Genomic DNA, 13,996 nt, shown 5'->3' on the forward strand with positions numbered 1-13,996 from the left:
TCCTGAAGTTAGTAGTTAACGTTAACCGTTACCGTGTCGGCATAGTCGTCAGGAGTGAAGTTGGCGCTCGGTGCGGTGGCATAAACAGTAAAAGTTTGCACCAGGCCGGTCCCTGTCGCTGCTACGCCATTCCCAGGTGCGGTGTCGGTGGCGGTATTTCCCCATACCGGACCTGTTGCTGACGTGCGATTTAGCTGATAGGGCACTTTATCGGTATTGGTGGCAGCGTTAGCCACAGAGGACATGGCGCCCGAGCCCGTCGTCGTCCCTCCATTAGCGGCCGATGGCGCCAGCCCGATAAAATAGGGCGTGGTTTTTGAGCAATTAATTGAAATAGTGTTGCTTGCACTGGTATTTGTCGCCGTGGTATTCACCGGACCAAGTGTGATATTTGAAGCCGAACCCGCAGTCACGGTACAGGCCTTTTGAATCGTCATCAGCACCTGAAATGTTCCGTTAACGGTTGCTGCATTTGCCACAGAGATAATGGAAAAGGCGCAGCAACAAAGAATTAAGCGTTTGTCTAAGACTAGAGCCATATCCTTTACCTTTTTCAAATAACCACATTTATTACTTTAGAAAAACAATAATGTGGCACAAGAAGACATAATTTAACCCTAGAATAAGTATTAGGTGTACGCCAGTTGATCTAATGAATTTTACTTAGGAAAAAGGTGATGTCGTCGACAAAAAAATAATACCAACGGGTGAGTATGTTGTTTTGTTTTTATGCTATGGCGGGTGTTAAGTCAGGAGAATAGGGGGCAACATATTCCTTGGATGGTACTCAAAATAACCACCCAAAAAATGAGAGTCGTATGATTTATCTTACACGTATTACGTATTGGCTACGGGCTGTGGAAAATGACCTTATAACCTTGCTCATTCCAGTGTTGTAGCAGTTCATTTTGTCTGCGGGTTGGCGCGATACCGGTCCAGACAAAAAGCGTTTGCCCAGGGAAAAGTTCAGGTCTTGGCGATTCAATGGGTTCAGCCAGAACGGCAATATGCCAACCAGATTGCGATAAACGCCAGGCTTCGAGCCACAGACGGGTTCTGTCTTCAACATCCCAGGCCAGCAGGAGAGCATCCTTTCCTGACTTGCGCCGCGTTTCAGACAGCAGTGTTGCAACATATTCAATCAATGCGCCATCAAGCATGCTGTTCATTATGCGGGATGTATTATGGTCAAGTATCAGCCGTTGACGTACGGGAAGATAAACGTGATCAATCAGCGCATCTACGGGGTGAACGCGACCGAGTGCGGTAATTTTGGCTCGCAGCTTCGGTGGATGTGCCATGCGAAGAATGCTCATCATCTCTTCTTGTAATTGATTCCAGTCGTCGTCAGCTTGACGGGTACTGGTTTCCAGCAATGCCTTAACTTTGCCAACAGGTATGCCATTGCTAATCCAACGTTTTATTTCTTCAATACGCTGAATATCTTCTTCATCAAAGAGTCGGTGGCCACCTTCACTGCGTTGAGGTTTGAGTAAACCGTAACGTCGTTGCCATGCCCGAAGGGTGACAGGATTTATCCCGCAACGTTCTGCGACATCCCCAATGCTGTAATAAGCCATAGTTCCCCCGGACACTCCTGATTCTCCGTCACCGATATGCGGTTCCTGCTACTTTGTACAACATTCATCAAATTGTACAAAACATATATAAGATTCTAGCAAAATTAAGATTTACTTTACTATCATGCAAGGAGTAAATGCTGTTTTTTTATGTTCAGCATGAGGGCGGTTGTGGTGATTGTTGATTTATAACAATGCGTTAGTTATTTTGACGCTGAGAAATCATTTTTCTCTGGCCATGCAACAGATGGAATACCATTCAGGCAGGCTTGTGCAAAAAGGTTACCCTGGAAGATTTCAATGCCCGCGGATTCAAGCCACATCCACTCTTCGGGTTTTTCAACGCCGACTGCGGAAATCATAATTTCCAGTGACGCGCAGCATTTGATAATTGCCTGAATGATAGCCTGCCGCGGTCCACTTTTATGCACATCCGTGATCAGCTCGCGGCTTATCTTAATTCGGTCGGGTTGAAAACGAGACAGAAGCTGAAGCCCGGCAAAACCTGCCCCAAAATGGTCTATCGCCACACAGATCCCCGCAGCCTTGAGTGACTTCACGGCCTGCGCGAACGTATCAAAGCGAGAAATAACTTCACTTTCGGTAAACTCTACAATGATTTGTTCAGGCACTAGCCCGTGCGCAGCGATTTCGTTTATAAGAAAGCTGACTGCATTGGGTTTGTTTACCAGGGTCATGGGGAGCAGATTGACTGACAGCATTTTGTCGTTAAGTCCCAGCGCGCTTGCCATTGCAAAAGCAGTCTTTTTGCTCTGCAGATCCGCGGTATACAGTTCCTCAGGATTTAAGTTGTCAAAATAAGTTGCGGGCGTTTCACCGTCTCTACCACGAATAAGTGCTTCCAGAGCAATGACGCGTTGCGACATAGGATCGATAATTGGTTGAAAAGCAAAGCTGAAATCTATATCGGATGGGAGTGTGTTTTCATCCAGGAGAGTACAAGAGTTGTCGGCAATAAAACTCCAGCAATCCGGCGCTGGTATTTCAAAATAGCTCGATTTTTCCGTCGCAAGGACAAATGTGCGGAAAAACTGTAACGCCCTGTCATCATAGGTGAGCTGAAATTTTGATGTTCCCTTATTCAGCACAGCTTGCAGAACGTCATTGCGTTCATGTTTTTGTAGATCAAATAACTCCATTCCCACTTTTCCGAATCTTCTCGCAGGAGCGTAATCACACATCAGCTCAACGATATTGAATCGCCACAGATAATCTAGACACTTCCGAGCCGTTGATAATACTGGTTTTCATATTCTGTCGGTGACATCTGATCGCTAGAACCATGCCGACGCTTACTGTTATAAAACATTTCGATGTAATCAAAAATATCACTGCGGGCTTCTTCCCGCGTTCCGTAGATCTTTTTCTTTATCCGTTCGCGTTTCAACAACTGGAAAAAGCTTTCTGCAACCGCATTATCATGGCAGTTACCGCGACGGCTCATGCTGCCCTCCAGGCCGTGTGATTTCAGGAAAGACTGCCACTCATGGCTTGTGTACTGACTGCCCTGATCCGAATGAACCAGCACCTGTTTTTGGGGATTACGCCGCCATACAGCCATCAGCAGTGCGTTCAGGACAATGTCCTTTGTCATCCGGGATTGCATGGACCAGCCGATAATTTTGCGTGAGAACAGATCAACAACCACAGCAAGATACAGCCAGCCTTCGTGGGTCCTGATGTAGGTTATGTCTGTTACCCAACGCTCATCAGGAGCATCCGGATTGAACTGTCGCTGGAGCCTGTTGGGCGACACGATACTGGCCTCGCCTTTACGTGCCCGCGGGCTCCGGTATCCGACCTGAGCCTTTATCCCGACACGTTTCATCAGTCGCCAGACTCTGTTCACTCCGCACTGTTGCCCGCTGTCCCGCAGATCCAGATGGATTTTGCGATAACCATAGACGCATCCCGATTCCAGCCAGAACTGTTTAATCTGTCCTGTCAGTCTCAGGTCTGCCTGATGGCGTTGAGAATGCGGCTGCTGAAGCCAGGCGTAAAAACCACTGGGATGAACATCCAGCACCCGACAGAGCAGGCGAACAGGCCAGCAACAGGTGTTGTCACGGATAAAGGCGTACCTCAGTCGGACAGCTTTGCGAAGTACGCCGCGGCTTTTTTTAATATGTCCCGTTCGTCGGTAACCCGCTTCAGCTCTTTCTGGAGACGACGGATCTCGGCCTGAGCATCTGACTGTTCTTTATTAGTGGAAGAATCCGGACCGTACTTCTTTATCCAGGCGTAAAGGCTGTGGGTGGTGATATCGAGACGTGTTGCCACGCTGGCAACAGAATAACCGCGATCAACAACCTGTTTGACTGCTTCAGTTTTAAACTCTTCGGGATAACGCTTACCGCTCATGGGCACCTCTCTTTAAGCCATCTTAAATGACTCTGAGGTGTCTGTTAAACCCGTGGCGATTCAGTGTTCAATGAACCGTATACTCATAGCGCTCTCATTTGGAGGGTATAGCCAGTATGTCGAAAGATTTTATAAAGTGAATGATTCGGTTAGACGGGAAAATTTCATTGTCACTTACTTTCATCAGCCTCAATTAGTTGGCGACACACAACTAAATTGAGTTCAACAAAATTTTCCCATGTGTAGAGATGGGTGTAATGAAGCGCAAATTGCAGATCAACCCTACATATATCTGGGCGCTCATTGTAGATGCTACACCCCTTGCTTGCAGAGTCATAATAGCGGCACGTACCATCGCCTTTGTCCAGAAAAAGCGTTTCTTTTGCTAGATTTACTCGCTGACAACATAGACCACACTTTGAGCATGGAAATGGTAATTGATCACTGTTGCAGTACATTTCTTTCACCCGTTATAAGGCTCACGATGATACGTGAGCCTGTTTTAATCTTATGCGTCAATATCGTCCAGATTGTCCTTTCTGCCCTCAGCAACATCTGTAATATTGATAATTCTACGTTCAGTTGAAAGTACCAGGTTTCCTTCTTGATCAAGGATCGGAGTATCAATCATTGCTTTCAATAATTGGGCATACTTAACAGACATGAACACGGCATCTTTGCACTCCTGCGGGAAGTCAGGGAAGTTTTCACCGTAGTTCTCCAGCGCATTCTTCATATCATAAACAGCGCTACGAAGAAGGCCACTCGTCAGAGAGAATGCATTATTTGCGAGTATTGTTACTTTTTCAATGGCTTGGAGTTTCCCTACCATTAATAAGCCTTCTTCGTAAATTGTTTGGGCTTGTTCCATGTTGCTACGTGCATTGTTCAACGCTGCTTCACCCTTATTTCCCATAATATGGCCGAAAATTGCCAGTGCCGGGCCTGCAACAATTCCCCCCAACACCATCATTCCTCCTGCCATACCAAAACCCCCCGTGGCTAGTGAACCTCCCCCTAGCCAGGCCAGGGTTGCGTTAGTTGCTGCGACGCCTGATAGCGAGGAGATAGCCGTTCCTGTGCTTGCAGTCGCCAGTAGCATCGTGCCGTTGTAGGCACCAAAAGCCAGCGCTGCGCCGCTTCCCATTCCTGCTCCAATACCCAAACCGGCATCTTTCAGAATCTGGTAATCCTGTTTAAGCGCTGACAAGGTAGTACTGGTAAAATCGCCCGCGTTGAGTTTTTCCAGTTCAGCACTGTTAGTTAGTTCAACATTTTTGAGACGTCCAAAATTAACAATGAAATCATTAATAACGCCGTTATACGCACGAAGCTTGCGCTGTCCATAATCTTCAATAACGTTATTTGTTAGCTTGCGGCCTGACTCTATTTGCGAACTAATATCGTCAACCATATTTTGTGCACTTTCATTAATGCTTTTTGCATTGCTGTGATCTTTGGCACCACCAACACCTTTAGCAATACCATAAATTCCAGCGGCAGCGGCTACTGCTCCGATAATAATAGGGATAGGCATACCATAACTCCTTCATTCAAGTACGAGAGCGAGTATTTTACTCATTTCAATGTTCAAGGCTTCGGCACGATCCAGAAGATCTTTAAAAATAAAATCTGGGATCTTAAAGTGTAACTGGATCTCATTCAATAGGTTCCATTCAATGCTGGAAATATGGCCATCTCGCAGAGCGACTAAAAAAAGCTGGAAAATGATGATTTTTACTGTTGCGGGATTATCAATTTTTTGATCATTAAGCAGTAGTTTTAATACTGAGGTCGCCGCCTGAATACGAGTCTCGGGCGCATCAATTTGAGAAAGTGGATAGGCTTTTAGTTTCTCAATTAATTGATGCTCAGTAGAATGACCATATAATCCATCTAATACGACTCCGAAAAAACCACCTGAAAAGCTCTGTTCCATTTGTTCCAGTAACTCTGTTTCCAGCGAATTCTTCTGAATTGTTAGATTATTTAGATCAGAGTCGGATGTTAGTTCATCCTTCGATTTTCCATTCCATATTAATTGGTTGTCAGATAACGTTATAAGCTTGGCAAGTTCCACGAGTAGGACCTTTTTCTCATCAGGCAGCATTCTAATTAGCATGGTATTCCCTCACTTTTCACAGCATTAATGGTTTGTTTGAACCCATGAATTCTTCGAATTCAGGCATAGTCTGAAACTGTAATTGTGCACCGAGTAAAGTGGCAAAATCATTAACGGCAAAGGCCAGGTCGTCAATATTATCGGTTCCACGCGAAATAACATTAAAGAAATGTTGGGTGTCTTTACAAAGTTGTGGGATTTCCCGAGTAGTAAACTCATCAAGCAATGTTTGTTGCTGTTTGATTTGTGCTCGAGCTTCACTCTCAATAGCGCTAATATGCGCCAGACGCTCACGTGAAAGTGTCACCTCACGTGCGGCCTCAAGAGCACTTTGATAAAACATAGATGAGAGTGTGTAACCAATCATACCGCCAATTGCCGCCCCTACAACCGGAACAGGAATCGCAATTTGTCCTAGCGCCGCCATCATTCCGCTAGAAAGCATACCGGAACCTTTTTCACCTATCTCATCCAGCAGTTCAGATTCATTAATTTCATTATTGATGTAACGCTTAATAGATATGCCAAGCGATAGGCAAATATTGACCGCTAGAACCGGGGCTGTCGTTCCGGCCATCGCCCGTAGTGCCTGCTTCTCTGATTGCTGCAAACCTGCTTTTATCGCTGATCCTGCAAATGCAGTACCATAGCCCAGCACCGCTGCTTTCGCGCTGTCAACAGTGATGTCTTCAATTGCTTCACCCAGTGCTTTCTTCTCCTGAGCGACATTAAAAATATTGATAACTAATGATATCACACCGCCAACAACAGCTCCTGTTTTAGCCCCTTCGATACCTGCTCTGTGACTGGTACGCGCAATATCCATTGCTGTTGCTATCTTAGGATGCTCACGGTAAAAAATGGCTTGTTCTGTTGTTAAACCACTATCAATCACATTGTCACCCAGTTGCTCGTAATTGTCTGCTTCCCGGCGGAGCTTATCTGCAATATCATGTTTTCCTGAAGCCTCAACCTTATCCGCCTGCTCGCGTAGATCAGAGGCTTGTTTACGGCAGTGTTCTGCTGCTCCTTTGTATTGTTCAGAAGGGAGTTCTAGCTTAACTCCTCGATAGCGGGAAAATTTACCGTCATCTTTTGTGATATCTTTAAAAAGTTGGTCTCGGTCACCTACAAATTTCATCTGGCTCTGAGAACCTTCTACAATCACGCCATCCTGAATCATCACACGATCAACTACGTTATGGTTACGGCCAAACTCAGGCAAATCATCGCTACGCCACGTTCGTGCAGTATCGCCATTTATAATTGCTTCTGCATTATCGCGACTGGTAGTTGCAATTTCGGCAGAGAAGCCAGCTTGTTGTTTAATATTCTGTGTGGCGTAATCGGGATTTACCTTATGTGAAGAGACGTCTGCAAGACCTTTTGCAAAACGTTGCCCTGTTTCATGATCAACACCTTGATAGCCTTTAATAAATTCAGCACCAGCGCTCCCATAACGTTTAACGATTTCATCCTGTGCAAGGGCAATAGCAGCACGGTTCTGCTCGAGCTCGATTTGCTCTCTGTTACGTTTATGTTTATCTACATTAGATGGAGATAACGATTCTTTTTTTTCTGGGTTATGTAACATAATTCACTCCTGCTGCTGGTTGTCAAAAGTAGTTCCATTGTATTGTGTTTTCAACTCTGTTATTTGCTGGTTAAGTTTCTGATAGAAACGCCGTTGTATCTCAACAGGAGAAATAATAATAAGATTTGGTAACCAGTAGCGTAACAGTGGAAATAATTGGTTTTCATGCGCCATTTCCGTTTGCACGATTAAGTCGCCGTTAGATTCTTGGCTGATTGTTTTTTGTGCGGGAAGTATTCTTCGACGCTGAAAGTAATAGCTTACATCAGCTGCGATTTTGACATGCACAATCTGTTTATTCATAGAGAACCAGACATCATCTTCCTCGATAAAATATTGGATAATGCTAGGATCTGGTGTGAAGTATTCATTTTTCAGTTTAAGCCAGTGAATTTTAGCTAGTTGAAATCCCTTGACATTCCCGTTCTCTACAGCCCCCAGATACCAAACACCTTTCGTGTTTATGAGTTTATAGGGCGCAACGGTCCGCTGTTTTTCTTTATAGTGGAACTCACAAATTTGATTCTCACGAATAGCTTTATCAAACAGACCATAATTGCATTCAAGCATACGCTTCGCTTGAGGATCACCTGGTAATGAACGTATATTCAATGAGGTGAAATCAGGCTGTGAGAATATTTTTTTTGTAGGGAATACATCCTCCATATCAAAGATTCTAACAAAATTTTGTAAATTATTCAGAGACATAGGTTTGGCGTAAGCAGGGGCCAGTCTATAAATGCCGTTTCCGTCATGGATTATGCGATCTCCAAGACGATTAAGATCACGATACAGTGTACGTTCGCTGATGTTGAATTCATCCATTAATTTCAGTCGTGATACGAAACCATGCTGATACAACTCCGCCACAATAGTGGTTATCCTTTGTGCCATGATTTCGTGTCCGCTCATGCATACGCCCCTCTGTAATTTTCCCTAATATTACTCCTCATAACTGACAGGTCATGTCAGTGTGTTTAAGGAGGCTCAGTTTTTTATCATACATGCATTGCAATGAACTCTGCGTTTTTTTTAAGAAGCGTCAACCATATTTTCCATACGCACTTGTAAGCATCCCGGTAAAACGGCCCATTCACTTTTAGAGATCTTTCTACATACTGATTATATCCCCTGAGGAGATCGCTATGCGTAAGATCCGATTCACTGAACACCAGATCATCGCCGTTCTGAAGTCCGTCGAAGCCGGACGTACTGTCAAGGATGTGTGCCGTGAGGTCGCTATTTCGGAGGCCAGCTATTACAACTGGAAGGCAAAGTATGGCGGGATGGAAGCGGTCGATATTAACAAATCAAAGACCTTGAGGATGAGAATCGACGTTTGAAACAAATGTTTGCCGACCTGAGTCTGGAAAATCGCGCGTTAAAAGACGTCATCGAAAAAGGCTTTAAAACCAGCGATAAAGCGTGAGCTCGTCAGCTATCTGACGGCACAATTTGCCATGAGTTTACGCCAGCCTGCAGGACGTTATCGCTGAGCAGGACGGTGTATTTTTATCAGCCCAATGCCGGACGTGATGAACCAGTGATCCATGCGCTGACTGAGCTGGCAGAACGCTATCCGCGCTACGGTTTTAAGAAGCTATTTCAGGTGCTTCGCAGACAGGGCAATACCTGAAATCATAAGCGTGTACACCGGATTTACTGCCTGCTGAAACTGAATTTTCGTCGTAAGGGAAAACAGCGGATGCCAGTACGTAATCCAACACTACTGGCGATGCTGCAAGCGTTAAACCAGAGCTGGTCCATCGATTTTATGCACGACGCGCTGGTCTGCGGCAGACGCTTCTGGACCTACAATGTGGTGGATGATTTTAACCGTGAGGCGCTGGCGATAGAAATCGACCTGATTATCCCGACTCATTGTGTCGTCTGGGCACTGGACAGGATCGTAGTAAACCGCGGATATCCACTGAAGATGCGGATGGACAATGGACCAGGATTAGTCTCACAGGCTCTGGTGCAGCGGGCCGAAGAGCATGGCGTGATGCTCGAATTTATCAAGCCGGGTAAGCCTATACAAAATGCTTTTATCGAACGGTTCAACAGGACATACCGGACAGAAACTCTGGATTTTTACCTGTTCAGAACACTGAATGACGCACGGGAAATTACCGAGCGCTGGCTGGTGGAACATAACAACGAGCGGCCTCATGAATCCCTGAACAACCTGACGCTGGAAGAGTACCGACTGATGGCTGAAAAGCCGGAAATCTCAAAAAATGCGTGGAACTAAAACAGGTGTGCATACAATTGCACTCACCAGCATGCTCAATTTTAGCTGCGTTTCTAAGGTGCTAGCAGGGGCGTTATGAAAACAAAAATCCACGCAGCTGCGTGGATTTTTTTCGCCTTCATTTATCTGACAAAGCTCCGGAAGCCTGATCAGACAGAAGAAGCAACTTAAACGTTGAACAGGAAGTTCATGATATCGCCATCTTTGACGATATAGTCCTTACCTTCGGCACGCATTTTCCCAGCTTCTTTCGCGCCTTGCTCACCTTTATAGGTAATGAAGTCTTCAAACGCGATGGTTTGCGCGCGGATAAAGCCTTTCTCGAAGTCGGTATGGATTTTACCGGCTGCCTGCGGAGCCGTGGCACCGACAGGAATGGTCCATGCACGGACCTCTTTCACACCAGCGGTGAAGTAGGTCTGCAGGTTCAGCAATTCGTAGCCAGCACGGATAACGCGGTTCAGGCCCGGCTCTTCCAGACCCATTTCAGCCATGAATTCTTCACGGTCAGCATCATCGAGTTCTGCGATGTCAGCTTCAACGGCAGCGCAAACGGCAACCACAACAGAACCTTCGGCAGCCGCGATTTCGCGCACTTTGTCGAGGTACGGGTTGTTCTCAAAACCGTCTTCGTTGACGTTAGCGATATACATGGTTGGCTTCAGGGTCAGGAAGCTCAGGTATTTGATGGCCGCTTTGTCTTCGTCAGTCAGCGTTTTCAGCGCGCGCAGCATGCCGGCGTTTTCCAGCTGTGGCAGGCATTTTTCCAGCGCAGCCAGTTCCGCTTTAGCGTCTTTGTCACCGCCTTTGGCCTTCTTCTGCACACGATGGATAGCACGCTCACAGGTATCCAGGTCAGACAGCGCCAGTTCGGTATTGATAACCTCGATGTCGTCAGCCGGATCCACTTTGTTATTAACGTGGATGATGTTGTCGTTTTCAAAGCAACGCACCACGTGGCCGATAGCTTCGGTTTCACGGATGTTGGTAAGGAATTGGTTACCCAGACCTTCACCTTTGGACGCGCCTTTTACCAGACCGGCAATGTCGACGAATTCCATCGTTGTAGGCAGGATACGCTGTGGTTTGACGATTTCGGCCAGCTGATCCAGACGCGGATCGGGCATCGGGACAACACCCGTGTTCGGCTCGATAGTACAGAACGGGAAGTTTGCCGCTTCAATACCCGCTTTTGTGAGCGCGTTGAACAGGGTGGATTTGCCTACGTTTGGCAAACCGACGATACCGCATTTGAATCCCATGTTTAAATCACCTTAATCTTTTGATATTCAACCTGTTATGGAAAACAGATTGTAGAAATGTAAATAACTTTGCCTATTATACACAGCACGCGAGAAAAATGCCGCACATCACTGCTTATTGCGCTTTAAAGGTGTGTAACCGGCTCGTAGCTTTGGTCAGGCCATCTTTGAACAAAATCTCGGTACAACGTGCCGCTTCGTCAATCGCTTCATCAATTAACTTCTGTTCTGAAACAGGCGGTTTGCCTAAAACAAATCCGACAACTTTGTTTTTATCGCCCGGATGGCCTATTCCAACGCGTAAACGATGAAAGTTGGGGTTATTACCCAATTTGCTAATGATGTCTTTCAGGCCATTATGTCCGCCATGACCTCCGCCAAGCTTAAATTTGGCGACGCCAGGAGGCAGGTCTAATTCATCGTGCGCGACCAAAATTTCATCGGGGTTAATACGATAAAAACTGGCCATCGCACCGACGGCCTTGCCGCTAAGATTCATAAATGTGGTCGGTACCAGCAGACGGACATCTTCACCTTCAAGCGTTACTCGGGAGGTGTAACCGAAGAATTTCGGCTCATCGCGCAGGGGGGCGCGTAATCTCTCTGCCAGTAGATCGACATACCATGCGCCTGCGTTGTGTCGCGTTGCCGCATACTCTGCGCCGGGGTTCGCCAGGCCGACAATCAATTTAATCGCCACGTGTTTTGTCCTGAGTGTTTCGATAAACGACGTGTAGTTTACTGTCTGACGGTGCGCTTGACAAAAAACTGCGTGCTTATCGCCAAAAGCTGAATAATTGCACAAATGGACTATTAGAAAATGAGTATGTTCAGTGGCTTATTTGTAAAGTTTTGTTGCATGAGTGTTTGTAATTGTGATCGCTCCCGCACTTGCGAACGGCAGTGTTGTCTATACTTTACACATAAGGATTAGGGGTATTCCCTGTAACAACCCAAAGTTCCGGAGGTGACACATGAAACGCAAAAACGCTTCGCTACTCGGTAACGTGCTCATGGCTTTAGGGTTGGTGGTAATGGTTGTGGGTGTGGGTTATTCAATTTTAAACCAGTTGCCGCAATTTAATCTGCCGCAGTTTTTCGCACATGGTGCGGTGCTCAGTATTTTTGTTGGCGGTATTCTCTGGTTAGCAGGTGCCAGAGTGGGTGGACACGAACAAATCAGTGACCGTTACTGGTGGGTACGTCATTATGACAAACGCTGTCGTCGTGGTGACACCAATCACCGTCATAACTAAATCCTCCCTCTGTTGAGAGGGTGGTGGTCAGAATGAAGAGCCTCGGTTATAAAACCAGGGCTCTGCTTGTTTATGATCATTGCTTAAACTGGATGCGACAGAATAAGAGAAGAATTATTCGAATAACCGGTAATGTAATGCTCTAATCGCGCTATCTGCATCGTCAGCCGGTAACAGGATGCACAGGTTGTCGTTCGATGCTCCATGGCAAATCATTCGTATCGTATGCTCTTCAAGCCAGGCAAAAACGTCTTTGCAAACTCCCGCAGCCTGTGTGAGTTGATTCCCCACCAAAGTGACCAACGCCAGCCCGGTTTCCACTTCTACACGACAGTGGGAGGATAATGCGGTAAACAATGCGGTGGTCAGCACATGGTCTTCACCTGAGGTTGCATGAGTGGCGTCCAGCGCCAGCGCAATACTATTCTCTGAGGTTGTAACCAAATCCACCGTGACCGCGTGGCGAGCTAAAATGGCGAAGGACTGCGCCAGGAAAGAGCAGGAAGGTTGCTTCTCCAGACTGTGTAACCGCAACAGCGTCTGTTTACGACGCACGGCGAGCGCACGATAGCGAGGTGGATTATCGGTGGTGTTGTGCACCAACGTACCTCCGGCGGCAGTATCCTTACTTGAGCCAACAAAGACCGGAATGCTTTTACGCATTGCCGGGAGTAGCGTAGCCGGGTGGAGGACCTTCGCACCGTAGGCGGCCATATCGCTGGCCTCGGAAAATGAGATATGGTCGATTCGTTTGGCCCGCGGCGCAATGCGTGGGTCGGTGGTGTAGATCCCTGCGACGTCGGTCCAGATGTCAACGCGTGTGGCGTGAAGCGCCTCACCGAGAAGCGTAGCCGTGTAATCACTACCGCCGCGTCCAAGCGTTGTGGTGTGTCCTGCGGCATCACGCCCGATAAATCCCTGAGTCACCATAATCGCTTGCTCAAGACGAGGGCGCAGGTGAGTCTCCACCTGGTGGTGCAGTGTGCCAAGCTCGGGTTCGGCGCAGCCGAAGTTCGCGTTAGTACGCATCACGCAGCGGGCGTCAAACCACTCGGCCTCGGCCTGCCGTTCACGTAAGACTTCAGTAAACAGTAGTGAGGACATCAGCTCGCCATGGCTGACTAATTCATCGCTTAACGCATCAGACGGTGAAACCATCGCCGTTTGTGCAAGACGATGTATATTGTTGAGAAGATTATCGATTTCCGTGCTGATAACGGAAGGCTGCTTCAGGCGGGAAATAATGTTGTATTGGATGGCGCGTAAAGTCTCAAGCTTATCTAATTGTTGATGCGTTTCCAGACCTTCAGAAAGCTCGACCAGTAAGTTTGTCACGCCTGCTGAAGCAGACAAAACGACTAAACGGACATCTTGATCAGCAAGGACAATGCTGGCGCTTCGGTTCATCGCATCAAAATCAGCGACGCTGGTGCCGCCAAATTTGGCAACGACGGATGGTGGATAAATGCGAGTCATAACAATCTCATATCAGGGCGCCATAAAAGTATGGCTAGAAAATTTTCATTCTCGGCATAAGGGAACAAAG

General features: G+C 46.8%; 12 protein-coding genes and 2 pseudogenes. 2 read left to right on the plus strand and 12 right to left on the minus strand.

The features are described 5' to 3' along the window. Positions 1–8: 8 nt before the first annotated feature. From SK33_RS10850 to SK33_RS10890, 9 genes and pseudogenes are all read right to left on the minus strand, one after another. On the minus strand, positions 9–539 hold the full coding sequence (locus tag SK33_RS10850; RefSeq protein WP_003020867.1) for a Csu type fimbrial protein: 531 nt from the start codon (positions 537–539) through the stop codon (positions 9–11). 309 nt (positions 540–848) lie between these two features. Then, on the minus strand, positions 849–1,580 hold the full coding sequence (locus SK33_RS10855) for a MerR family transcriptional regulator (RefSeq protein ID WP_003841536.1): 732 nt from the start codon (positions 1,578–1,580) through the stop codon (positions 849–851). A gap of 203 nt (positions 1,581–1,783) precedes the next feature. After that, positions 1,784–2,800, minus strand: a pseudogene (locus SK33_RS10860) (EAL domain-containing protein); the annotation flags it as partial. 14 nt (positions 2,801–2,814) lie between these two features. Then, positions 2,815–3,962 (minus strand): IS3 family transposase gene (locus SK33_RS10865; protein ID WP_113772681.1). Its coding sequence is split into 2 segments (ribosomal slippage): positions 2,815–3,725 and positions 3,725–3,962, totalling 1,149 coding nucleotides; the frame shifts between segments, so codons are not numbered across the junction. 170 nt (positions 3,963–4,132) lie between these two features. Continuing rightward, positions 4,133–4,420, minus strand: coding sequence for a YkgJ family cysteine cluster protein (locus SK33_RS26645; RefSeq protein ID WP_075262466.1), 288 nt, complete (start codon positions 4,418–4,420; stop codon positions 4,133–4,135). Between the two features lie 50 nt (positions 4,421–4,470). Further along, positions 4,471–5,499 (minus strand): hypothetical protein, encoded by a 1,029-nt coding sequence (locus SK33_RS10875; protein WP_048217885.1) that lies wholly within the window; start codon positions 5,497–5,499, stop codon positions 4,471–4,473. A 12-nt stretch (positions 5,500–5,511) separates the two neighbouring features. Continuing rightward, complete coding sequence (locus tag SK33_RS10880; protein ID WP_048217884.1) at positions 5,512–6,084, minus strand: hypothetical protein; 573 nt, start codon at positions 6,082–6,084, stop codon at positions 5,512–5,514. 16 nt (positions 6,085–6,100) lie between these two features. Beyond that, the gene (locus SK33_RS10885; RefSeq protein ID WP_048217883.1) at positions 6,101–7,678 is read right to left on the minus strand and encodes a hypothetical protein; all 1,578 of its coding nucleotides are present in this window, start codon (positions 7,676–7,678) and stop codon (positions 6,101–6,103) included. Positions 7,679–7,681: 3 nt separating this feature from the next. Beyond that, positions 7,682–8,590, minus strand: a complete 909-nt coding sequence (locus SK33_RS10890; RefSeq protein ID WP_048217882.1) for a helix-turn-helix transcriptional regulator — start codon at positions 8,588–8,590, stop codon at positions 7,682–7,684. Positions 8,591–8,823: 233 nt separating this feature from the next. On the opposite strand from SK33_RS10890, the pseudogene SK33_RS10895 reads away from it, so the two are divergent. Next, positions 8,824–9,932, plus strand: a pseudogene (locus SK33_RS10895) (IS3 family transposase). A gap of 167 nt (positions 9,933–10,099) precedes the next feature. On the opposite strand, the gene ychF reads toward SK33_RS10895, so the two are convergent. Both ychF and pth read right to left on the minus strand, forming a co-directional pair. Continuing rightward, positions 10,100–11,194, minus strand: coding sequence for a redox-regulated ATPase YchF (gene ychF, locus SK33_RS10900; RefSeq protein ID WP_003020818.1), 1,095 nt, complete (start codon positions 11,192–11,194; stop codon positions 10,100–10,102). 115 nt (positions 11,195–11,309) lie between these two features. Next, positions 11,310–11,894, minus strand: a complete 585-nt coding sequence (gene pth / locus SK33_RS10905; protein WP_003020814.1) for an aminoacyl-tRNA hydrolase — start codon at positions 11,892–11,894, stop codon at positions 11,310–11,312. Between the two features lie 274 nt (positions 11,895–12,168). Here pth and ychH point away from each other — a divergent pair, with 274 nt between their 5' ends. Next, positions 12,169–12,450, plus strand: a complete 282-nt coding sequence (gene ychH / locus SK33_RS10910; RefSeq protein ID WP_003020810.1) for a stress-induced protein YchH — start codon at positions 12,169–12,171, stop codon at positions 12,448–12,450. A 114-nt stretch (positions 12,451–12,564) separates the two neighbouring features. Here ychH and lysC read toward each other — a convergent pair whose 3' ends face one another. Then, positions 12,565–13,926, minus strand: a complete 1,362-nt coding sequence (lysC, locus tag SK33_RS10915) for a lysine-sensitive aspartokinase 3 (protein ID WP_048217880.1) — start codon at positions 13,924–13,926, stop codon at positions 12,565–12,567. Positions 13,927–13,996: the final 70 nt, after the last annotated feature.

It is taken from the genome of Citrobacter sp. MGH103 (genome assembly GCF_001034475.2).
In the GTDB taxonomy this organism is placed as follows: domain Bacteria; phylum Pseudomonadota; class Gammaproteobacteria; order Enterobacterales; family Enterobacteriaceae; genus Citrobacter; species Citrobacter freundii.